A 22449-nucleotide genomic window follows, 5' to 3' on the forward strand; every position below is an offset into this window, starting at 1 on the left:
GCTACAGAGCGGGACGTGGTCAATCACCTGGAGGGACGAATGACGGAGGCGCGGGCACATCGCCAGTTCGGTTCGACCGAACATCTGGCCAGCGAGGCAATCGCTGCCTACGTCGACGGAGAACTCCGAATGCAGGCCTACTTGCGGGCCTCGCATCACATCTCGATCTGCGCCGAGTGCGCTGCGGCCGTCGATGCTCAGCAGCAGGCACGTGGTGCGCTGCGTCGAAGCGGCGAGATGACGATGCCGTTGTCCCTGGTGGGACTTCTCAGCCAGATTCCTTCGTGCAACAGTCCGACTACCGGGCCGAATTCGGAAAACGCCGACAGTTCCGTCGGTAATCAACCCGCCGGCTTCTCCACCATCAGCAAGAGGTTGTCCCGTCGCTGGCGCAAATGACGCCGCGCGCCAGCTTCCCGGCGCGGATCAGTGATACTGGACCATGTGACTGACGGAAAAAGGGGGCACTCCGGAGTGAGTTCGGATTCTTCGGCAAACGGTTCGGTGGACAGACCGGCAGATGCGCCGGTTCTCGACCCCCGTCCGGTCTATCGACCCCAGATCGATCCGGCCTCGCGCCAGGTGTTCGGTCGGCCGAGTGGAGTCGAGGGCTCGTTCACTCCGGTGGCCGCGCGATCGACTCCGTCCTCCGATGTCGTGATCGGGACTCCGGACCCGGTTCTGGCCGAAGCGTTCGGTCGACCCGCAGACGCCACCGAGTCGATCGGTCGCGATCCCGATGCGACGGCGAACAACACGCCCGACGAAGAACCGCCGCGTGATCCGTGGCGTGATCCTGAATCCGCCGTCTCGCTGGGCAAGCCCGCAGAGTCCGAGGCGCCGGTGCAGTTGCCTCCCGCCCAGAAACTCGACGTGCGTGAGCTGTTGTTCGGTCGCAAGGTCGCCCCCTCGGCACTGGCCGCGCTTGCGGGCATGGCGCTTGTCATCGCTCTTGTCGGTGGGTTGCTTGCCACTGTCATCACTGCCGATCGCAGTTCACTCACCAGCTCACGTGTCACGCTCGTTCAATCCGGCGGTGGGGAACAGCCGGAGTCTCAGGTGGCGAAGGTCGCCGACGCGGTACTGCCATCAGTGGTGTCGATTCAGGTCGCCGTCGGCGACCAGGGCAGCACGGGTTCCGGTGTGGTCATCGACGGCGCCGGATACATCGTCACCAACAACCACGTGATCTCCTCGGCCGTTCCGCCCGCTCAGGACGCGAAGATCCAGGTGATCTTCTCCGACGGAACCAAGACCGACGCCCAGATCGTCGGACGTGACGTCAAGACAGACCTCGCAGTGCTCAAGGTGTCGGCGAACAATCTGACGGTCGCTCAGCTCGGAAAATCCGAGGATGTTCAGGTGGGCGACGACGTCGTCGCCGTCGGCTCACCGCTCGGATTGAGCAAGACCGTCACCCGCGGAATCGTCAGTGCACTGAACCGGCCTCTGCGGTTGTCGGGTGAAGGCACCGACACCAACGCCGTCATCGACGCCGTCCAGACCGACGCGGCGATCAACCACGGCAACTCCGGTGGTGCGCTCGTCGACGACGAAGCCCGCGTCATCGGCATCAACACCGCAATGCTCAGTGAGTCCGGCGGTTCGGTCGGGCTCGGCTTCGCGATTCCGATCGACACGGTGACCGAGGTGGCGCAGACCATCATTCGCGACGGCAAGGTTCATCACCCCGACATCGGCGTGAATGCACGCACCGCGGTCAACGACGCGACCAGTGGTGCTGCGGTGGCCAACGTGCGCGACGGCAGCCCAGCGCAACGTGCGGGGATCGTCGAGGGTGACGTCATCGTCAAGGTCGGTGACCGACCGGTGACAAGCGCCGACGAATTGGTGGTTGCGGTCAACGCGACGACCGTCGACCAACCCGTCAACGTTCAGTTGATCCGCGACGGACGGCAGGTCGACATTTCGGTCACGCCGGTGTCGGACTGATCGGACCCTGCGATCTTCCTGTGAGGTTGATCCGGACATGCGCGCACCGAGCGAGCACACAGTAGGCTGACCCTGTGTTTGGCAACATCGGTTGGGGCGAGTTCATGATCCTCCTCGTAGCGGCTCTGGTCATCTTGGGACCTGAGCGGCTTCCTGGTGCGGTCTCCTGGGTCACGAAATCCCTGAGGCAGGTGCGCGAATATGCTTCGGGCGCTTCCAATCAGCTCAAGGAAGAACTGGGCACCGATTTCGAGGATCTGCGTAAACCGCTCGCAGATCTGAACAAGCTGCGCGGAATGACGCCGCGCGCTGTGATCACCCAGCACCTCCTCGACGGCGACGACTCCATCTTCACGGGCAACTTCGACAAGAAGCCGCAGAGCGGAGTGCAGGAGCCGAAGACGCTGTCGAAGGACAAGCCACTCACCGCCGGCGAACGTCCTCCTGTGGACTTCGACGCAACCTAGATTCGACATACGCAAGGGCGCCTGTCACCGATCGGTGACAGGCGCCCTTCCGTATGAGTGGGTTCTACAGGTTGCGAACCGTGTTGATACCGAGCGACATTCCGGCCAGCCCGCGCTGACGGACGGCCAACTTGTCGGCGATGTCCTTGAGTGCGATGGCTGCGGGTGAATCGGGAGCGCTGAGGACGATCGGCGTCCCGGCGTCGCCTGCCTCGCGGACGGACGGATCCAGCGGGATCTGTCCGAGAAGCGGAACCTTGGCTCCGACGGCCTTCGTGAGGCGATCGGAGACGGTCTGCCCGCCGCCTTCGCCGAAGACGTCCATACGGGTGCCGTCGGGAAGTTCGAGCCACGACATGTTCTCGACGACGCCGGCGACGCGCTGGCGGGTCTGCAGGGCGATCGCGCCCGCGCGCTCGGCGACCTCTGCAGCAGCCTGCTGCGGTGTGGTGACGACCAGGATCTCGGCGCTCGGGATGAGCTGAGCCACAGAGATGGCGATGTCACCGGTGCCGGGCGGCAGATCGAGCAGCAGCACGTCCAGATCGCCCCAGAACACGTCGGCGAGGAACTGCTGGAGCGCGCGGTGCAGCATCGGTCCGCGCCAGACGACAGGTGTGTTGCCCTGGGTGAACTGCGCGATGGAGATCATCTTCACGTCGTGGGCGACGGGCGGCATGATCATGCGCTCGACCTGAGTCGGCTTGGCGTCGGTGCCGAGCATGCGGGGGATCGAGTGGCCGTAGATATCCGCGTCGAGTACACCCACGGACAGTCCGCGCGCGGCCATTGCTGCCGCGAGATTGACTGTCACGCTGGACTTTCCGACGCCACCCTTGCCGGAGGCCACGGCGTAGACGCGGGTGAGTGAACCTGGCTGGGCGAACGGGATGACGGGCTCGGCGGAATCACCGCGAAGCGACTTGCGGAGCTCGGTTCGCTGAGCGTCGTCCATGACGTCGAGTTCGACGCGAATCGCACCGACCCCGGCGACATCGGCGACGGCCTTGGTGACGCGTTCGGTGATCTCGGTGCGCATCGGGCAGCCGGCGGTCGTGAGATAGATGCCGATGTCGACGCTGTTGTCACTGGAGAGGGAGATCCCCTTGACCATCCCCAGTTCGGTGATGGGTTTGCGGATCTCTGGGTCCAGAACTCGCGCGAGCGCGGAGCGAACGTCGGACTCGGTCAGTACAGACATGACTCCATGGTAAGTCCAGGTAGGTCAGTGGATGCGCGGCAGGTCCGATGCGGCGGGCACGATGCCGGTGGAGTACCCGAGCGACCAGGCCAGAACGTTGGCGACGTAGGCGGCCGAGTTGTTGTAGCGGTGGATCGCGGAGGCAACCTGCGTGACGTCCTGCATGTTGAGTCCGCCGTCGCACAGGTACTTGCCGGTGGTCAGTGCGGAGTCGAAAAGGTTCTGCGGGTCGGCGATTCCGTCACCGTTGCCGTCACCGGCGTATTGGTTCCACGTGGACGGGATGAACTGCATCGGGCCGACTGCGCGGTCGTAGACGGTGTCGCCGTCGAGGGCGCCGCCGTCGGTGTCCATGATGACGGCCTGGCCGGGGAGGCTGCCGTTGAGTGGCAGGCCGATCACGGGCTTGTAGAGGTTGCCGTTCGCGTCGGCGTCCTTGCCGTCGTTGGCGTGGCCGGATTCGACGCGGCCGATACCGGCGAGGAGCGTCCAGTGCATGTTGCAGCTGGGCTTCTCGACGGCGAGGATCCGCTCGGCGTTCTGGTAGGCGGCGACGCTCACGCTCGGGATTCCGAGTGCTCCCTCGGCCATGGACGCGGGGAGCGGGGGAGTGGCCTGCACGGGAGCCAGCGGCGCGGGTTCCGGCGCGGGGGCGGGAGCCGGCTCGGCGATTGCTTCGACGGCGGGCAGAATCTGCGCCTGCGGCTCCTGCGTGGCTTGTGCGGCGGTGTCCACCGTTTCGGCGGAGCTGGTGTTGAAGAACGGGACCTTGGGAGCGGCGCCGGCCGTGTTGGCTGCGGTGACGAGTCCGATAGGGATGAGTCCGGTGAGCGCGATGACCGAATTTCGACGGATGTGCGAATCTGTCTTCTTGCTGTGCCGACCCACTGTGTATGCCTCCTGAACCTCCGCGAGGAGGTTTTCCGTTCAACTGACGGAGTCGAGGCTACCTGATTTGTTGCGTTTCCGTTATTCAACCGTGATCTAGAAGGGCAGTTTGGGGCATATGCACTGTTCTTTCGTGATTTTTCGGTTACAGAGCGGGCATGCCGGGCAGGCCCGGGAAGAACGGCACGAATGCCGGAGCCGGGGCCGGAGCGGGCTCCGGTGCGGGTGCGGGTGCCGGTGCGGGCTCCGGAGAGGGGGCGGCGGGTGGAGAGGATTCCGCGGGAGCCGCGTCGGTGGTGGCGGGTGCCGTGGCGGCCACTGCCATGCCCGGGATCGTGCACGGCAGAAGGATGCCGTCCTGCAAGGCGTCGAGGGCTGCGGGGTCCGGAAGGATCACACACATGTCATCGGGCCAGCGCCATCCCTCGGCCGTCAGAATCGGCCACACGAGACCCCGTGAGGTGAGGACGGGGAGCGGGATGATCGGACCGGGAGCTGCGTTCCGGGCGGCGTTGGGTCCCGGAGCGGGGCTGGTCGGCATGACGCCCGGCGGGATCAGTGCCTGGATCTCGGGTGAGAGTGCAGGCATGTCCGGCAGACCCGGGAAGAGGGGAGTGGTGGTCGGGGTCGGCGTCGTCGACGCTGATTCCTTGTCGCCGGCCGCCGGATCGGTAGCCGCAGCCGCGGCGAGTACGGCCGAAGCGGCGGAGTCTGCCGAGGCGGCGGCGTTGATCGCGGAGCTGCCGGTGTTGATGCCCGAGGTGTACGGCAGCTGACCGGAAGGAATGACACCGTTCTTGTATGCCGTCGACCACATGATCACGTTTGCTGCGTAAGCGGCCGAGTTGTTGTATCGCAGAACAGCTTTGGTCTCCTGGGCGACATCGCGCAGGTTGAGTCCGCCGCTGCAGAGGTACTTCGCTGCCGAGAGTGCCGCATCGAAGACGTTGTTGGGGTCCTTGATTCCGTCCCCGTTGCCGTCGCTGGCATATCCGGCCCAGGTGGCCGGAATGAACTGCATCGGCCCGACGGCGCGGTCGTGAGTGGGGTCGCCGTCGATTGCGCCCTTGTCGGTGTCCCGAATGACTTCGTTGCCTGCCAGCCGTCCGTCGAGGACGGGGCCGAGGATCGGGGTGACCGTCGTACCCACCGAGGTCGTCTTGCCGCCGTTGGCGTGACCGGATTCGATGCGTCCGATGCCGGCCAGAAGATGCCAGGGGATTCCGCATCCCGGTGCCTCGGTCATCATCACCAGCTCCGCGGAGCGGTACGCGTTCAGGACGATCTCGGGGATGCCCAGAGAGGTGAGGACGACGGCCGCAGCGTTGGGCGCTGCCGGGGCGCCGGCGACCGTATCGCTGGGCGGGGCCGATCTTTGCGTTCGGACCGTGCGGGGCGTCGGGAGGAAGTCGACAGAGTCCGGCTGCGCAATCGAGGCGGAGCCCGCCAGTGCGATCGGAACCTGTGACCCTCCGGTCGGTGCGCTTCCGGCAGTGAGGGCCGCTGGACCTGTGACGACGAGCAGTCCCCCCACCAGTGTGGATGCTGCAATCATTCCGCGTACTCGCACGATTCCCCTTTGCTGGCGCTCCCGCTCCGGAGTACCCACCGTGATATCCATATTGCTGTGACTTACGTTACATATCGGTCACGGTGCGTGCAGCAAAACTCAGCGAACGCTCAGCTAGTTGTGACTTTGTTTCGCAGTATTCGAGTCACGGTGCTTCTTCTTCGGGGTCGGTTCGCCGTCGGCAGCAAGGATCGACTTGATCTCCTCGAGCTCCCGTCGCAGGTAGTCGCGGGTGGCAACCTCGCCGACGGCGATACGCAGAGCTGCGAGTTCTCGGGCGAGGAATTCGGTATCCGCCTTGGTTTGCTCGGCGCGTGAGCGGTCCTCCTCGAGTGAGACCCGGTCGCGGTTCTCCTGACGGTTCTGGGCCAGCAGGATCAGCGGCGCCGCGTAGGCGGCCTGGGTGGAGAAGGCCAGGTTGAGCAGGATGAACGGGTACGGGTCCCACTGCAGGGCCACCGCGAACACGTTGATCAGGATCCAGACGATCACGATGATCGTCTGGATTGCGAGATAACGCCCGGTGCCGAGGAAGCGGGCGATGCGTTCACTGACGCGCCCGACAGCTTCGACGTCGAAATCGAGATTGAACCGGCGGCTTCCGCGGGGCGTTTCCAGTCGTTGCCGTGCGGTCGTGCTCGACGCCCGTTCGCTCATCGGAGTAGTTCCTCGTCGTCGGAGTAATCCTCACGCCAGTCTTCCGGCAGGAGGTGATCGAGCACGTCGTCGACCGTCACGGCCCCGATCAGGTGGTTCTCGTCGTCCACGACCGGCCCGCATACCAAGTTGTACGTCGCGAAATATCGGGTGACCGACGCCAACGAGTCGTCCGGGGCCAACCGGGGCATGTCGGTGTCGAGTAGTCCGCCTACCAGGCTGGCGGGAGGCTCGCGGAGAAGCTTCTGCAAGTGGACGCAGCCGAGATACCGCCCGGTCGGAGTCGCCGTCGGCGGACGTACGACGAAGACCATGCTCGACAGCGCCGGGGTCACGTCGTAGTTGCGGGCGCGGGCAAGGGCCTCCGCGACCGTCGTCGAGGCCGTCAGTACCACCGGTTCGGGCGTCATCAGACCACCGGCAGTGTCCGGGGAATGCTCGAGCAGGCGTCGAACAGGTTCGGAATCCTGCGGGTCCATCAACTGAAGCAGTGACTCGGCCTCGGTTTCGGGCAGCTCGCCCAACAGGTCGGCGGCGTCGTCGGGATCCATCGCTTCGAGTAGATCGGCGGCGCGTTCGACTTCCAGGTGCATCAGCAGATCGGTCTGGTCGTCCGCCGGCAGTTCCTGCACGACGTCGGCGAGGCGTTCGTCGTCGAGCGCCACGGCCAGTTCGTGGCGGCGCTTCTCCGGCAGTTCGCGCATGGCGTTGGCCACATCGGCGGGTCGCATGCCTTCGTACTGGAGAAGCAGGTGAGCTACGCCCTGGCCGGGGAGTGAGAGATCGCTCTGGGTGAGGCCGGCGACGTGCTGCCACTCGACGATGTGAATCGCCGCGCGTCGACCGAGGCGTCCGCGATGGCCGCGAACCGCGACCTTGGAGACCACCCAGTCTCGCGTCCGCGTCGATTCGATTCCGAGATCGACGACTATCGTGTCGACGCCGTGAAGCTCCTCGAGTTCCGGGTCGTCCACGCGCACATGCGAATCGAGTACCTGCGCCAGAGCGAGTACTTCGCCCGGGCGCTGGTTGAAGCGCCGCAGACTGACGTTGCCCGTCGTGAGGGTGACTGCACTCGGTTCGATGGCTGTCACACGCAACATCGGAACGAAAATACGTTTGCGCGTGAACATTTCGATCACCAGACCGAGAACCCGCGGTTGCTGGCGTCCGATACGGACCGTGATGACGACGTCGCGCACACGACCGATCGATTCGCCGTCCGGGCCGAGTACAACCAGGCCGGCAAGCCTGGCTGCAAATACCTTGCCTGCTGCTGCCATGATTGCAAGGCTAATTCGTCCAGCGTCAAAATCTGCAACGGCGCCACCGAAAATCGAGAAGGGCAGTCCGCAATGACTTCACGCAACCGTTCCCGTCGATCGGTATTGGCAGTTCCCGGCAGCAGTCGGAAGATGATCGACAAGGCGAAGGGATTGCCCGCCGACGAGATCTTTCTCGACCTCGAAGATGCGGTGGCGCCGCTGGCGAAGCAGGCGGCCAGGGAGTCGATCGGCGACGCGTTGGCCGAGGACGGGTGGGGCAAACAGGTCAAGGTCGTCCGGGTCAACGACTGGACCACCGAATGGACGTATGCCGACGTCGTGGAGGTGGTGGGCCGCGCCGGAGCGCATCTGGACGCCATTCTGCTGCCCAAGGTTCCCGATGCGAGTCACGTCCAGGCGCTCGATTTGTTGTTGACGCAGGTCGAGAAGGCCAACGGTCTCGAGGTCGGCAAGATCGGGATCGAACCGCAGATCGAGAACGCGATCGGCTTGACCAACATCGACGCGATCGCCACCGCGAGTCCCCGCGTCGAGGCGCTCGTGTTCGGCCCGGCCGACTTCATGGCGAGCTTGAACATGCGAACTCTGGTCGTCGGTGAGCAACCGGACGGCTACGACCGCGGTGACGCGTATCACCACATCCTGATGACCATCTTGATGGCCGCGCGGGCGCACGGCGTCCAGGCCATCGACGGGCCGTACCTGCAGATCCGCGACGTCGAGGCTTTCACTCGGTCGGCTGCGCGAACGGCAGCGCTCGGTTTCGACGGCAAGTGGGTTCTGCACCCCACGCAGATCGAGGCGGCCAACGATGTGTTCAGTCCGCGCCAATCCGATTACGACCGTGCGGAACTCATCTTGGACGCGTACGCGTTCCACACCTCGGCTGCCGGGGGAGGGCGGGGCGCCGTCATGCTCGGCGACGAGATGATCGACGAGGCGAGTCGCAAGATGGCACTGGTGATTTCGGCCAAGGGTCGCGCCGCGGGGATGACGCGCACCTCGGAATTCACGCCGCCCGAACACGCCTGACGCTCGCATAGCCGAACGAATCAGGTCTGTAAAGGGCACAATAGGGGGTAGATGTACTTGCGTCATCCGCGTGGATGACGTGCCCGAAAAGAGGAGCGCAGCCAGCCATGTCCAATCCGCTCGGTCAATCGTCGAATGGGTCGCGCCGTGGAGCGTTGCCGACACCGCCTTCGGGATGGCCCATCGGGTCGTACCCCACCTACGCCGAGGCGCAGCGCGCAGTCGATTACCTCTCCGATCAAGAATTCCCGGTTCAGGACGTCACGATCGTCGGCGTGAACCTGATGCAGGTCGAGCGAGTTCTCGGTCGTTTGACGTGGGCCAAGGTGATCGGTGGCGGCATCGTCTCCGGTGCTTGGCTCGGTGTCTTCTTCGGCCTGGTGCTCGGAATCGTCACCGGTGGTTTCCTCGCTCCGCTGATCGCGGGCATCGTGGGCGGCATCATCTTCGGTGTCATCTCCACGACGATTCCGTACGCCGCGACGCGTGGGCAGCGGGACTTCGCCTCGACGATGCAGTTGGTCGCCGGACGTTACGACGTACTGTGTGAGCCCAAGACGGCGGAGTCGGCGCGCGACCTGCTCGCCAAGCTCGCCATCTGACATTCTCGCTCGGGCTGCCAACTTGTGTGATCTCGGTTACTTTATGTACACGCGGGCGAGGTAGTACTCGCTTCCCGTGACCGTTTGCCGGACAAGGAAATAGGTCCCTTCTCCGGCAAAAGTGCCGATGTGTGGTGCGTCGGCCAGCCGTAACGACTGCGCCGTCTCGCCGCCCGAGGAGGACGGCTGTGCAGAACAAGAGATCGCGGGCGGGGCAGAAGAAGAAATTGCGGGCGGGGCTGCTCGGCGCGGCAACATTGTTGTTGGCGCCCTTGCTCAGTGCGTGCGGATCGGACAATGACGACGGCGTGGTGCTGTCCTTCTACACCGCTGCCGACGGCGCCGAGCAGTATGCGGAGGCCGCCGCCAATTGTTCGGCGGCGTCGAACGGCGCGTACCGGGTCGAGCAGAAAACTCTGCCCAAGGGTGCCGACGACCAGCGACTTCAGTTGGCCCGGCGTCTGACCGGCAACGACAAGTCACTCGATCTGATGACGCTCGACGTGGTGTGGACTGCCGAATTCGCCGAAGCGGGATGGGCATTGCCGCTTCCTGACGACGTGGCGGCCGAGGTCAGCAACGGGACGCTCGAGGGTCCGCTGGAGTCGGCGAAGTGGCAGGACCAACTCTATGCGGCGCCATTGAACACCAACACCCAATTGCTCTGGTATCGAAAGGATTTGATGCCGGACGGGCAACCACCCCAAACCTGGGATCAGATGATCGACATCTCCGAAGGCCTGGCCGCGGAGGGGCGCCCCAGCTGGATCGGTGTGCAGGGCAAGCAGTACGAAGGATTGATGGTCTGGTTCAACACCCTTCTCGCCAGTGCCGGCGGATCGGTGGTGGGGCCGGACGGAACAACCGTGACGGTGGCCGACGGTGATGCTGCCCAACAGGCGCTGACCGTCATGAAGCGCGTCGCTACCGCCAAGGGTGCGGATCCCTCGATCTCGCAGGGGGATGAAGCGTCGTCGCGACTGGGTATGGAGAGCGGCAAATCTGCCTTCCAGGTCAACTGGCCGTTCGTGCTGCCCGGCATCATGGAGAACGCCGAGAAGGGCGATCTGCCGTACATCGACGACAAGGGCAACGTCACCAGTGAGAACACCGGAAACACGGTGCTCACGGTGAACGGAGAACGGAATTTCCTTGCCGCTCCGTATCCCTCGGTGATCGAGGGTAAGCCGGCCGAGGTCACGATCGGCGGCTTCAACGTAGCGGTGGCCAAGACCAGCCAGCATCCGGACCTCGCTTTCGATGCGCTCACCTGTCTGCGTAACGAGGAGAATCAGCGCAACAACGCGGTAGCCGGTGGCGTTCCGCCGACTCTCGAGAGCCTGTACGACGACCCGGCGTTCCAGGAGGCGTACCCGGCGTGGCGTGAGGTTCGCGACAGCCTGGACACCGCTTCGGTTCGTCCGGTTTCTCCTGCCTATCAGAGTATTTCGACGCTCATCACTGCCACGCTGAACCCTGTGGGAAACATCGATCCGGAATCGACCGTGAACGATCTTGCCGAGCAGGTACGCAAGGCAGTCAATTCCGAGGGGCTGATTCCGTGACGATCGACAGCGAAAATTCGGGAGCTGCACCAACAGTCGCGACGGCATCGCCGGAGCCGAAGCACTCCGCGAAGTCGAAGATGTCGGACGGAAAGGCGGCCGAGCGTCGCCTCGGTCTCTGGCTGGTGGCCCCGGCCGCGATTCTCATGATCGCGGTGACCGCATATCCGGTGGTCTACGCCGTGTGGCTGAGTTTGCAGCGCTACGACCTGCGCTTCCCGGATCAACGAAAGTTCGTGTGGTTCGACAACTACGTGTCGGTGCTGACCGACGGTTACTGGTGGCAAGCGTTCGCGGTGACGACGTCGATCACGGTTGTCTCGGTCGTCATCGAGTTCGTTCTCGGACTGACCATCGCACTGGTGATGCACCGAACGATCGTGGGCAAGGGGCTCGTCCGCACCGTTGTGCTCATCCCGTACGGCATCGTCACCGTCGCGGCGGCATACAGCTGGTACTACGCGTGGACGCCGGGGACCGGCTACCTCGCCAATCTCCTGCCCGACGGCAGTGCGCCGCTCACCGACCAGATCCCGTCGCTCGCGATCATCGTCCTTGCCGAGGTCTGGAAGACGACGCCGTTCATGGCGCTGCTCCTGCTCGCCGGCCTGGCGCTCGTGCCCGACGACCTCCTCAAGGCGGCTCAGGTGGACGGCGCCGGTGCGTGGACCCGGTTGGTACGCATCATCCTTCCTCTGATGAAGCCCGCCATCCTCGTCGCTCTGCTGTTCCGCACACTCGACGCGTTCCGCATCTTCGACAACATCTACGTGCTGACGAAGGGAGCGAACGACACCGGGTCGGTGTCGATTCTGGGTTACGACAATCTGTTCAAGGCATTCAACTTGGGTATCGGATCCGCGATCAGCGTGCTGATCTTCGTGTGTGTGGCAGTGATCGCGTTCATCTTCATCAAACTTTTCGGTGCTTCGGCTCCCGGATCCGATACGGAAGGACGCTGACATGACCGTGACTCCCAGACTCAAGATCAGCTGGTCCGTCGTCAACCTTCTGGTCTTGCTGTACGCGTTGGTTCCCGTCCTGTGGATTGCGAGCCTGTCCTTCAAGCCCGCCGGAACCATCAAGGACGGCAAGTTCATTCCGGAGAAGTGGACCCTGGACAACTACCGAGGAATCTTCGACACCAGCGCCTTCACCAGTGCTCTGATCAACTCCATCGGCATCGGACTCATCTCGACGGTCATCGCCGTGGTGATCGGAACCATGGCTGCTTACGCGATTGCGCGCCTGGATTTTCCGGGCAAGAAGCTGCTGGTGGCTGTTGCCCTGCTGATCGCGATGTTCCCGCAGATTTCATTGGTGAGCCCGCTGTTCGACATCGAACGACGGCTCGGGCTCTTCGACACCTGGGCCGGACTCATCCTGCCGTACATCACCTTTGCGTTGCCGTTGGCGATCTACACGCTCTCGGCGTTCTTCAAAGAGATTCCTTGGGAACTCGAAAAGGCGGCGCAGATGGACGGCGCGACGCCGGGGCAGGCGTTCCGGAAGGTGGTGGCTCCACTGGCCGCGCCCGGCATCGTCACTGCGGGAATCCTGGTGTTCATCTTCTGCTGGAACGACCTGTTGTTCGCGATTTCGCTGACGTCGACCGAACGCTCCATCACCGCCCCCGCGGCCATCGCGAACTTCACCGGCGCTTCACAATTCGAGGAGCCCACCGGGTCGATCGCCGCGGCCGCCATGGTCATCACCATTCCGATCATCATCTTTGTTCTGTTCTTCCAACGTCGTATCGTGGCCGGGCTTACTTCCGGCGCAGTGAAGGGATAAGCCTGTGGCCGAGATCGTGCTGGACAAGGTGACCAAGCTGTACCCGGACGGAGCCAAGGCGGTCAGTGATGTCGACATCACCATCGCCGACGGAGAATTCATCATTCTCGTGGGCCCGTCCGGTTGTGGAAAATCCACGACGCTCAACATGATTGCCGGGCTGGAAGACATTTCGACCGGTGAGTTGCGGATCGCGGGTGAACGCGTCAACGAACGCGCCCCCAAGGACCGCGACATCGCGATGGTGTTCCAGTCGTATGCGCTGTATCCGCACATGACGGTGCGCCAGAACATCGCTTTCCCACTGACATTGGCGAAGATGTCCAAGGACGAGATCAACGCCAAGGTCGACGACGCTGCGCGGGTCCTCGACCTCACCCAGCATCTCGATCGCAAACCGGCGAACCTGTCGGGCGGTCAGCGTCAGCGTGTGGCGATGGGACGCGCAATCGTGCGCAGCCCGAAGGCGTTTCTCATGGACGAGCCGCTTTCCAACCTGGACGCCAAACTGCGCGTGCAGATGAGGACGGAGATCGCCCGTCTGCAGCAGCGACTCGGTACGACAACGATTTACGTGACCCACGACCAGACCGAGGCGATGACGCTCGGCGATCGGGTAGTCGTGCTGCGCGGCGGAATCGTGCAACAGATCGGTGCGCCGCAGGAACTCTACGATCGACCGAACAATCTGTTCGTGGCGGGGTTCATCGGGTCCCCGTCCATGAACTTCTTCCCCGGACAGTTGACGGCCGACGGCGTCAGCACGCCGATCGGCGATGTTCGCCTGCCCGCGGCGGCGCAGTCGAAGATCTCGGGCAGCGGCTCGGGCAAGGACGTCGTGGTCGGTATCAGGCCGGAACATTTCGAGGACGTGGCGCTGGTCGATGCAGCGCAGAAGCCGCACGGTGGGACGTTCACCGTCGACGTCGACGTGCTGGAATCGATGGGTTCGGACAAGTACGCGTATTTCCTCGCTGGTGGCCCCGCCGTCAACTCTCGTGAACTCGAGGAACTCGCCGCCGATTCGGGAACGGCCGTCGCTGGTGGCGGTCAACTGGTTGCCAGGCTCTCGTCCGAGTCCACGGTGGCCCAGGGCAGGTCTGTCGATCTCTGGTTCGATCCCGCCAAGATCGCAGTGTTCGACGGCGGTACGGGAGCCAATCTGCTGCTGTGACCTTTACCCGGGCAAGGTGACCGAATACGTCGCGCCCCAGGGCAGCGGTACCTGTTCGGGGCCGGGCGCTGCGTCGGCCGGCTCGGGTAGGGGGACCAGGCGGCCGAATTGTTCGTGATGGGTGGAGGCCGGGGCGGCTTGCGCTGTCCCGGCCACCACGGCGATCGGCGCCGCTGCCAGGGCGCCGGCGACGGCAAATCGAGTGGCGATGCGGCGCTTGCTTGCTCGGGTCGAGATCATGAGCACTCCTGCGTGGTTTCGAGGTTCGGTGAATGCTGTGCCATTCACGGTATTGCGGGTTGATTGTGAAATCTCGTGTGCGAAGCTCATTCACAGGGAAATGGGATGGGCGGCACAGGAGGACAGATGAACGAATCCTCGGTACGAACCGAGCACCTGCCCGGCGGCCCGGACCTCGAGCGGATCATGCGCGAACACGCCTACCGCGGTGCGTACCTCCAACTGACGGTGCGCGGCGCTCTGGTGCTGTTCATCGCCCTGACACTGATCTTCGTCCCGCCGATGAACGACGCGGGATGGTGTTTCGCGATTCTGGGCGCCTATGCCCTCTGGTCGGCAGCCGTGGCGCTGTGGATCCGCAAGGGCGGCACCGGCCCGGTGACGATGATCTGGCTCGGCTTGTTCGTCGACCTTGCCGTGCTCGCAACTCTGACATTGCTGACCGGTCTCGCGGCCGAGCAGAGTTGGACCGCCGACATCTTGAGCAACGGGCTCTTCGTCATTCCGGTTCTGGCGTGTACGCAACTGCGGACGGACGTGTGTGTCGGCGTCGTTGCCTGCACGATCGGGGTGTTCTTCGTTTCCAGTTGGGCAACGATGACTTCGAACTCCGAGCCGTGGCCGTCGATCCTGCTGAGCACCATGGCCTTGGCCGGAGTAGGCGCGGGCGCAATCGGACTGACTCGGATTCAAAGATCACGCGTGCTGACCATCGGGCACCTCGTCGGGCATCGCACGAGCCTTCTTGCCGAGCTCATGGGGCTCGAGCAGCGTGAGCGCACGGAACTGTCGGAGCAATTACACGACGGGGCGCTGCAGTACGTCCTCGCGGCGCGGATGGATCTCGACGAATTGGCAGACAGCGCGGAGCCTGTCGCCCTGGCGCGAGCTGGGAAAGCGCTCGGTGAAGCGACAACGCTGTTGAGATCCTCCGTCTCGGAGTTGCATCCCACTGTCCTTGTTCACGTGGGTCTTGCCCGCGCAATCGGGGACCTCGCGCGATCGGCGCAGGGACGCGGCGGAGTAGTGGTCGACGTCGACACTTCGGGCTGGAACGACGATCTGCGCACGTCCGCGGACGACGTCCTGTTCGGCGCCGCCCGAGAGCTCCTTGGCAATGTCGTCAAACATGCCGGCGCGCACAATGTTCGGATCGAGCTCGCACGGCTGGACCACCGTGCGGTGCTGGTGGTCTCGGACGACGGCCGGGGGATCAGCGCCGATCGGATTGCCGAACGACGGGCCGCCGGCCACATAGGGCTGCTCTCGCACGAGCTGCGGGTTGTTGCCGCGGGTGGCTCGTTCTCGGTCGGGCCGGGTGAAGAGTCCGGAACCCTCGCGCGAGTTGAGATACCGTTCCAGATCGTCACCGAATCCGACCACGATCGCTGAGGAGTTGTCGATGACACTGATCACCGATCGCGAGCTCAACCTGGCGACACTGGCGAGGCAGTTCCTGCTGCGGAGGGCCGAGGTCAGCGCGTTGGATGCGATCGAGCACCTGGCGGGTCTGCAAGCACAGGCGCCGACGCCTCCCTATCTGGCACTGTGGGCGCGGCTGAAGAACTTTGCAGCAGAAGACCTCTCCACCCTTGTGGAGAAGCGCCAGGTGGTGCGGCTGGTTGCCATGCGGGGCACGGTTTTTGCTCTCTCGGCCGCGGATGCGGGCCCCTTCCGGGCCACGGTTCAGACGATCATGGAACGCGATCTCCACACCAACAGCACACAGCGTGCGGCGCTCACCGGGTTGGATCTCGACGCTCTGGCGCGGGCGGGACGGGACCTCGTAGCGGACGGGCCGCTCACCCAAATGCAGATGAGACCGATACTGGCAGAGCGCTTTCCCGGTCACGCGGCCGAGGGACTGGCGCACGGAGTTCGAGGACTTCTGCCGATGGTGCAGGTCCCACCGCGAGGCTTGTGGGGACGATCCGGAGTACCGGCACTGACGACCTTGGAGAATTGGCTTGGCACGGAAGTGAGTTCATCGCCGGATCCGGATGCGATGGTGCTTCGTTATCTGGCGGCCTTCGGGCCCGCCAGTGTGAAAGATGCGCAAGCGTGGTCAGGGCTCACGAGACTCGCCGAAGTCTTCGAGAGGCTACGTCCCGGCTTGATCACCTTTGTCAACGCGAAAGGGGCCGAGGTGTTCGACCTGCCGGACGCGCCACGACCGACCTCCGGAACACCGCCGGTCAGAATCCTTGCCCCGTTCGACAACATCCTGCTCTCGCATGCCGACCGCTCGCGAATCATGGACGAGCAGTACCGAACTCGCGTCTTCACCGTCAACGGCATCATCAAGCCCGCCATCCTGGTGCGCGGAAAGGTGGTGGGATTCGCGACGGTGACGCCGGACAAGGAGACGGTCGAATTGGGCGCGACTCTGTTTGCGCAGCAACCGAAGACCGCGCTCGCATCCATCGAGAAGGAAGCGCGTGCGTTGCTGAAATTCATGCACCCGAAGATCCCGAACCGAGAGGTGCGGTTCGCTGTCGCTACGTAGCGGGCTTGTGCTTTCGCGGTGCTCGATCGCGTAGTTCGGCCACGATCTCGTCGTTCCACATGTGACGCCGCACCAGTCGGTACCGCTCCCGGGCGATCCACAAGTAGGCCTCGGCGTCGGTGTGCTCGGGCAACATGTCGGCACCCCGCAGCATTCGCACGACGGGCAGAAACTCCTCGCCGAACCAGCGGCGGGCGACGGTGTCTCGGCCGAGGAACTCACCCTTCTCCTGCATGAGCCGAAAACCCCACGCCTCCACACACTCACTGAGTTCGGCGTACTCCCACGGGTCGGTGACCTGGACGGCTTCGCGTTGTGAACCCTGCAGCGGAACGCGGGTGAGGAAGAGTCGACGATGATCCTTGATGAGCAGATCAGCGCGCTGAGTGATGCCTTCCGGCGAGATACGCGTGATGATCTCGGTGACGTACGCGTCGATTGTCTTCTGGTGCATCGCACACGCAATGGACACTCGGTGGTGCCCGTCGATCACGAAATGCATGGAGCCGACGCGATACAACTGAACAGGTGGTACCGATTCGCCGCGTCTTTGCGCCACCGCAAGTCGCTCCCAACGAGCGCGCGAGTGAGTGGACGTCGGACGGAAGTACCTGTCGAAATCACCTGTGCGGTCGACACTTCCGACTATTGATTCGATGGTGACGACCTGCAGCCCCAGAGACTTCTCGCCGACCTTGCCCAGAGCTGCGACAACCTCGTCGAACGGCAGGATCGCGTTGACGTCGTCGGGTTCGCGTCGTAGCCAACTGACCAGACGGGCAACGTCGGCACGTCGACGCTGACGAGCGAAGTCGTTTTCCGCGTCGGCTGTGGGAAATCCGGTGTCACGAGCCATGTCGGCGCCTCACGATCGTCGGCGGAGTACCTGGGGAAATCTCCATCAGCGTGAAGCCGACGGTATTGAGCACGATAGTCCGGCCTACCTCCAGATCGAGAGGGGTTCGCCCGTGCGGGTGGATGTGTCCGTGGACCATCACCGTCGGATCGAGGTTGTGAATCAAAGGCGTGAAGCATTCGAACCCTCGATGTGGCCGATCCTCGGCGTCGCCGACACCGCGGGCGGGGCTGTGGGTGAGCAGCACATCCACGCCCGCCCGGCCGCCGGGAAGCCGCGATTGCCAGGCGTTTCGCCAGGTGAGCGAGCGAGCGCGTCGGCTCTGCTGGCGCTCGGACCACTGGTTGGGACCCGTGTTGTATCGGATGGAACCGCCGAGGCCGGCGATCCGCAGACCGGCGACGGTCACGATGCGTCCGTCGGCGTTGACTGCGCCGGTCGGCCCTGGCCACTGCGCCGGCATCCCTGCCCGCATCCAACCGGATCTCTTGTTCGAATATCCGGACAGATCGGCGTCGTGGTTGCCGGGAACGAACACGCACGGCGCATTCAGCTGATCGGACAGGTACTCCAGATACGCAAACGGCAGATCGCCTGCGCCGAGGATCACGTCGACTCGGAGTGAACGAACCTGACTGCTCCACAGGAATTCGACAGTCTCGTCGCTGACAGCGAGAACGGAGACCATTTCGACGACGCTACCGCCACCGCGAGGTATCTGCGCTGCGAACCTCGCGGGCACGGTGTTTAGATGGACGAGTGTCAGACAGCGTCGTATCTTCCGTCCGGGCCCATCTCGTCAGCAGCATCGAGGGGCCGGACCCCACCGCGGCCTCAGTGACGTTCCTTGGTGTCGAACCGCTGGACGTGCTGCGTTTCGAATCACCCGACGGCCTGGTCCGCTACGTCACACTGGGGTGCTCGCGTCATCCGATGGGCGACCCCAACGAACTGGTCGCAGACCCCACACGCGGACCCCGCGCCGAGTTGGTACTCACGCTGCGCGGTGGCACCGGTGTGGCGTCAGGTGTGGCCAGGACGCTCGCGGTGCTGGCCGCGGCGCCGTCCGTCGAAGGCGTCGTGCTGCTCGAGGACGCACTGTTGGACCTGGGCGAGCCGCTGTGGAAGGACACTGCGTTCACGGCGGTGCTTCTCGGTGACAGCGGGATCGAAGACCTGACGCTGCCGGAGCCGTTCGACCCGGTGCGCTTCCTTGGTGTGGTCCCCCTGACCGGTACCGAAGCCGCCTGGGTGCGTCTGCGCGGCGCGGAGGCACTGAGGGAAGCGTGGACCGAGGCGGGGATCGACATCCGCGATCCGCACCGTTCCGCTGCCTCGCTCTAGCTGCGCTGGCGCTTTGTCCGTCAGATCATTCGGCGTGCACGAGGATGTCCGCCAAGTTCTCGAGACTTACCCGAACCGTCCGTGAAAATGCTTTCGTGACGATCGGGTCGGCCATCTTGCCGAATACTCCTCCCAGGCCGCTTTCGCTGTCGAGTCGGTAGGTGACCCGAGTGCCGTCACCGACTTCTTCGCAGGTCGTGGTCTGCGAGAAGCTGACCGGACTTTCGACGGACGTCGATTTCGACGATCTCGGTGGGTCGTACTCGGTGAATTCGGATGTCCACTCGAGACGCTTGCCCAGGATTCGCGAGACACCGTGCCAGCGGCTTCCCACGCCCATCGGGCCGTCGGTGATCTGTTTGCACTCGACCATCGAATTCTCCCAGTTGGGCCAGTTCTCGGCGACGGCGATGTACTCCCAGACGTCCTTGGGTGGCAACGCGATCTCCACGGATTGCTCGACTGTAGGCATGGTTGCTCCTCCACTTCTCCTAAGATCTGAATTTGCTTGTCGCAAAATGGATTTCGGGAACGGAATGAAAATGCGTACCCATATCCATTGTCCGCCTGCGACGGTGGCAAGTACAGGGAGTCAGCGTGAGTGGTTCACAGCCAGTTGTTGCGGCGGAAGAGAAAGAACAAGCCGACACACACCGAGGCGATGAGGAACAGGATGGACTGGTAGCCGTACTTGTAACCGAGTTCCGGCATGTTCTCGAAGTTCATCCCATAGATACCGGCAACGCCGGTCGGCACGGCGGCGATCGCGACCCACGCGGAGATCTTGCGCATGTCGGTGTTTTGCTGCACCGCGATCTTCGCGAGTGCGGCGTCGACCAGCGAACTCAACACCTCGTCGTATTCCGAGATACGTTCGGCCACGATCGTGTGGTGATCTCGTACGTCACGGAAGTATCGCCGGATCTCCTTCGGGACGAGGCCGCCCGCGGGCTGGGTCAGCTGGAGCAGTGGCAATCCGAGTGGAGTGACCGAGCGTCGTAGTTCGACGATTTCACGTTTGAGCAGGTAGATGTGCTCGACGGCAACGGTGTTCCGCGGGTTGAACACCAACTCTTCCATGCTGTCGACGTCCTGTTCGACGAGTTGGATGACGGAGAGATAGCTGTCGACGACGTGGTCGGTGATCGCGTGCAACACCGCGAACGGGCCCATGGTGAGGCGCTCGGGGTTCTGCTCGAGTGACTTGCGCACGCTTGCCAGTTCGGAGTGATCCCCGTGCCGGACGGTCACCACGAAGTCGGGGCCGACGAACACCATGATCTCGCCGGTTTCGACGATCTCGCTCGCCGTCGCGACGGACTCGTGCGGCACGTAGACGACCGTGCGCAGCACCAGGAACATGACGTCGTCGTAGCGTTCGAGTTTCGGGCGCTCGTGTGCATGGACGGCATCCTCGACCATCAGCTCGTGGAGTCCGAAAGTTGCTGCGACATCTTGCATCTGACCTTCGTCGGGAGCGTGCATGCCCACCCAGACGAACGCGTTGTCGCGACTACGAACCTCGGCCAACGCAGCGCGGTGCGTGTACTTGCCCGGCAACCGCACGCCGTCCACGTAGACCGCGCAGTCGACGATCGCGCGGGCTGCCGGAACGGGGATCTTGGGCGCATCGGCTTGCGTCGATTTGCCGTTCGACCAATTCGGCAGTGACGGCATGGTTGGCACGCTCGCTCCTTCTCGGTCTGTAATGCAGTGGAACGGCAGGGGAACGGCACTACAGCGACACCTGATCGAATTGCGCTGCCGCTGCGGCGTAATCGTACGTCAGCTTCCGGCTCGCCCACCGGAGCGCGATGAAGTTGCCGATTGCTGACACACTGGAACAGTGCGAATAGATCTTCACACCCACTCCAACGCATCGGACGGCACCGACACCCCGGCTGCCCTCATGCGCGCCGCAGCCGACGCCGGACTCGACGTCGTCGCCATCACCGATCACGACACGACTTCGGGCTGGGCCGAGGCGGCGCAGGCCTTGCCGGCCGGCGTCAGCCTGGTTCGTGGGATGGAGATGTCGTGCGAAGGTCGAGGTGAGCGTGGTTGGCCGGTCGCTGTACATCTGCTTGCGTACCTGTTCGATCCGACGCACCCCGAATTCGCAAAAGAACGTGAGCGACTGCGCGCCGAACGCGTCGAACGTATCCGGGTGATGACGACCATGATGGCGCGTGACGGTCTGCCCGTCGATCCCGATCAGATCCTCGCCGACGCCGGTCCGTCCGTCGGACGCCCGCACGTCGCAGCGGCCCTGATGCGAGCGGGAGTGGTGTCGAGCATCAGTGAGGCTTTCTCCGACCTGTTGTCCAGTCGAGGGCGATACGACGTTCCCAAGTACGACACTCCGCTCGAGTACGCCGTCGAACTGGTGGCAGCGGCCGGGGGAGTAACTGTCCTTGCGCATGGACGGGCGCGTTCGCGCGGCGGATTGCTTGCGCTCGACCACATCCGTGATCTGGCCGAGCTGGGTCTCGGGGGTCTCGAAGTCGATCACCCGGACCATCGCAGCGACGATCGTGACGTCCTGCGCCGACTGGCCGTCGATCTCGGCTTGGCAGTCACCGGATCCTCTGACTACCACGGCGAGAACAAGACGATCGGACTCGGCGACGAGCTCACGGACGAAGCCGAGTTCGACAAACTCGTCTCGGCTGCCACCGGCGTGGAGGTACTGGGGCGCTGATGCTCGACACCACGCTCTACCTCACCGTGTTCATCACGCTGTTCGTGATCATGGACCCGCCCGGAGTCATCCCGGTGTTCTTGTCACTCGTCGGACGTAAAAGCCGTGAAGATCGCAATCGAGCGGCATGGCAGGCCCCCGCCGTCTCCCTGGCGGTCATCTCGGTCTTTGCCATCGGCGGTCAGGCGATCCTCAACTACCTCCACATCGGCATTCCGGCGTTGCAGGGCGCCGGCGGACTACTCCTGCTTCTCATCGCACTCGAACTGCTGACCGGCAAGGCCTCCAACCGTCCGCAGGGAGCCGACGACGTCAACGTCGCACTCGTTCCTCTGGGAACGCCGATGATGGCCGGTCCCGGTGCGATTGCAGCCGTCATCGTCTTTGTCGCCCAGGCCGACGGTGAAGCGGCGTCGTATCTGGCCATCGCGTTGGCGATTCTGTCCATCCACCTCGTGCTGTTCGTGGTCCTGCGCTTCTCGACCGCACTGATCCGGATACTGGGCGAGGGTGGCATCAGTCTGCTGGCACGCATCGCCGGTCTTCTGCTCGCCGCCATCGCGGTTCAACTCATTGCGGAATCAGTCCGCGGATTCGTCGCGGGAGCGTAAGA

General features: G+C 63.9%; 24 protein-coding genes. 14 read left to right on the forward strand and 10 right to left on the reverse strand.

The annotated features are described in order from the left end of the window. Window positions 1–39 precede the first annotated feature (39 nt). From ABIE52_RS31475 to tatB, 3 genes are all read left to right on the forward strand, one after another. The gene (locus ABIE52_RS31475) at window positions 40–399 is read left to right on the forward strand and encodes a hypothetical protein (protein WP_003945180.1); all 360 of its coding nucleotides are present in this window, start codon (window positions 40–42) and stop codon (window positions 397–399) included. A 30-nt stretch (window positions 400–429) separates the two neighbouring features. Further along, entirely contained in the window at window positions 430–1953 is a 1524-nt protein-coding gene (locus ABIE52_RS31480; RefSeq protein ID WP_370852746.1) for a trypsin-like peptidase domain-containing protein, read from the forward strand. Between the two features lie 74 nt (window positions 1954–2027). After that, a complete protein-coding gene (gene tatB / locus ABIE52_RS31485) occupies window positions 2028–2420 on the forward strand; it encodes a Sec-independent protein translocase protein TatB (RefSeq protein WP_003945177.1) in 393 nt (130 codons plus the stop codon). Window positions 2421–2484: 64 nt separating this feature from the next. Here tatB and ABIE52_RS31490 read toward each other — a convergent pair whose 3' ends face one another. The 5 genes from ABIE52_RS31490 to ABIE52_RS31510 all read right to left on the reverse strand — a co-directional run bounded on the left by ABIE52_RS31490 (window position 2485) and on the right by ABIE52_RS31510 (window position 8019). Beyond that, window positions 2485–3621, reverse strand: coding sequence for an Mrp/NBP35 family ATP-binding protein (locus tag ABIE52_RS31490; RefSeq protein WP_003945178.1), 1137 nt, complete (start codon window positions 3619–3621; stop codon window positions 2485–2487). 24 nt (window positions 3622–3645) lie between these two features. Then, window positions 3646–4509, reverse strand: a complete 864-nt coding sequence (locus ABIE52_RS31495; RefSeq protein WP_192712342.1) for a lytic transglycosylase domain-containing protein — start codon at window positions 4507–4509, stop codon at window positions 3646–3648. Window positions 4510–4654: 145 nt separating this feature from the next. After that, entirely contained in the window at window positions 4655–6130 is a 1476-nt protein-coding gene (locus ABIE52_RS31500; RefSeq protein ID WP_354541573.1) for a lytic transglycosylase domain-containing protein, read from the reverse strand. 63 nt (window positions 6131–6193) lie between these two features. Continuing rightward, window positions 6194–6736, reverse strand: coding sequence for a DUF1003 domain-containing protein (locus ABIE52_RS31505; RefSeq protein WP_003945067.1), 543 nt, complete (start codon window positions 6734–6736; stop codon window positions 6194–6196). After that, window positions 6733–8019 carry a magnesium transporter MgtE N-terminal domain-containing protein gene (locus ABIE52_RS31510; protein ID WP_192712343.1) on the reverse strand — a complete coding sequence of 429 codons (1287 nt, stop codon included), beginning with the start codon at window positions 8017–8019 and terminating at the stop codon, window positions 6733–6735. Before ABIE52_RS31510 ends, ABIE52_RS31505 begins: the two co-directional genes overlap by 4 nt. A gap of 72 nt (window positions 8020–8091) precedes the next feature. Between ABIE52_RS31510 and ABIE52_RS31515 the strand changes: the two genes are divergently transcribed. The 6 genes from ABIE52_RS31515 to ABIE52_RS31540 all read left to right on the forward strand — a co-directional run bounded on the left by ABIE52_RS31515 (window position 8092) and on the right by ABIE52_RS31540 (window position 14189). Then, window positions 8092–9054 (forward strand): HpcH/HpaI aldolase/citrate lyase family protein, encoded by a 963-nt coding sequence (locus ABIE52_RS31515; RefSeq protein WP_007736108.1) that lies wholly within the window; start codon window positions 8092–8094, stop codon window positions 9052–9054. 107 nt (window positions 9055–9161) lie between these two features. Next, window positions 9162–9656, forward strand: coding sequence for a general stress protein (locus ABIE52_RS31520; RefSeq protein ID WP_003945065.1), 495 nt, complete (start codon window positions 9162–9164; stop codon window positions 9654–9656). Between the two features lie 227 nt (window positions 9657–9883). Next, entirely contained in the window at window positions 9884–11221 is a 1338-nt protein-coding gene (locus ABIE52_RS31525) for an ABC transporter substrate-binding protein (RefSeq protein WP_030536939.1), read from the forward strand. 80 nt (window positions 11222–11301) lie between these two features. After that, a complete protein-coding gene (locus ABIE52_RS31530) occupies window positions 11302–12183 on the forward strand; it encodes a carbohydrate ABC transporter permease (RefSeq protein WP_044480569.1) in 882 nt (293 codons plus the stop codon). 1 nt (window position 12184) lies between these two features. Continuing rightward, complete coding sequence (locus ABIE52_RS31535; RefSeq protein ID WP_003945075.1) at window positions 12185–13015, forward strand: carbohydrate ABC transporter permease; 831 nt, start codon at window positions 12185–12187, stop codon at window positions 13013–13015. 4 nt (window positions 13016–13019) lie between these two features. Then, the gene (locus ABIE52_RS31540) at window positions 13020–14189 is read left to right on the forward strand and encodes an ABC transporter ATP-binding protein (RefSeq protein WP_003945069.1); all 1170 of its coding nucleotides are present in this window, start codon (window positions 13020–13022) and stop codon (window positions 14187–14189) included. 3 nt (window positions 14190–14192) lie between these two features. On the opposite strand, the gene ABIE52_RS31545 is transcribed toward ABIE52_RS31540, so the two are convergent. Beyond that, window positions 14193–14429, reverse strand: coding sequence for a hypothetical protein (locus tag ABIE52_RS31545; protein ID WP_007736112.1), 237 nt, complete (start codon window positions 14427–14429; stop codon window positions 14193–14195). 126 nt (window positions 14430–14555) lie between these two features. On the opposite strand from ABIE52_RS31545, the gene ABIE52_RS31550 reads away from it, so the two are divergent. Beyond that, on the forward strand, window positions 14556–15821 hold the full coding sequence (locus ABIE52_RS31550) for a sensor histidine kinase (RefSeq protein WP_007736113.1): 1266 nt from the start codon (window positions 14556–14558) through the stop codon (window positions 15819–15821). Between the two features lie 10 nt (window positions 15822–15831). Further along, a complete protein-coding gene (locus ABIE52_RS31555) occupies window positions 15832–16935 on the forward strand; it encodes a winged helix DNA-binding domain-containing protein (RefSeq protein ID WP_007736114.1) in 1104 nt (367 codons plus the stop codon). Here the strand turns inward: ABIE52_RS31555 and ABIE52_RS31560 are convergent. Both ABIE52_RS31560 and ABIE52_RS31565 read right to left on the reverse strand, forming a co-directional pair. Beyond that, window positions 16928–17791, reverse strand: coding sequence for a hypothetical protein (locus ABIE52_RS31560; RefSeq protein WP_003945080.1), 864 nt, complete (start codon window positions 17789–17791; stop codon window positions 16928–16930). The genes ABIE52_RS31555 and ABIE52_RS31560 overlap by 8 nt on opposite strands. Beyond that, window positions 17781–18479, reverse strand: a complete 699-nt coding sequence (locus tag ABIE52_RS31565) for a metallophosphoesterase family protein (protein ID WP_007736115.1) — start codon at window positions 18477–18479, stop codon at window positions 17781–17783. Before ABIE52_RS31565 ends, ABIE52_RS31560 begins: the two co-directional genes overlap by 11 nt. Before the next feature lie 71 nt (window positions 18480–18550). On the opposite strand from ABIE52_RS31565, the gene ABIE52_RS31570 reads away from it, so the two are divergent. Continuing rightward, a complete protein-coding gene (locus ABIE52_RS31570) occupies window positions 18551–19135 on the forward strand; it encodes a suppressor of fused domain protein (RefSeq protein WP_007736116.1) in 585 nt (194 codons plus the stop codon). Window positions 19136–19160: 25 nt separating this feature from the next. On the opposite strand, the gene ABIE52_RS31575 is transcribed toward ABIE52_RS31570, so the two are convergent. After that, the gene (locus ABIE52_RS31575) at window positions 19161–19607 is read right to left on the reverse strand and encodes an SRPBCC family protein (protein WP_007736117.1); all 447 of its coding nucleotides are present in this window, start codon (window positions 19605–19607) and stop codon (window positions 19161–19163) included. Window positions 19608–19741: 134 nt separating this feature from the next. Continuing rightward, on the reverse strand, window positions 19742–20812 hold the full coding sequence (locus tag ABIE52_RS31580; protein WP_007736118.1) for a magnesium and cobalt transport protein CorA: 1071 nt from the start codon (window positions 20810–20812) through the stop codon (window positions 19742–19744). A 169-nt stretch (window positions 20813–20981) separates the two neighbouring features. On the opposite strand from ABIE52_RS31580, the gene ABIE52_RS31585 reads away from it, so the two are divergent. Next, entirely contained in the window at window positions 20982–21836 is an 855-nt protein-coding gene (locus ABIE52_RS31585) for a PHP domain-containing protein (protein WP_007736119.1), read from the forward strand. Beyond that, a complete protein-coding gene (locus ABIE52_RS31590; protein WP_164490628.1) occupies window positions 21833–22447 on the forward strand; it encodes a MarC family protein in 615 nt (204 codons plus the stop codon). The genes ABIE52_RS31585 and ABIE52_RS31590 overlap by 4 nt, the downstream gene beginning before the upstream one ends. Window positions 22448–22449 lie beyond the last annotated feature (2 nt).

It is taken from the genome of Rhodococcus sp. OAS809, from assembly GCF_040546695.1.
Classification (GTDB): domain Bacteria; phylum Actinomycetota; class Actinomycetes; order Mycobacteriales; family Mycobacteriaceae; genus Rhodococcus_F; species Rhodococcus_F qingshengii.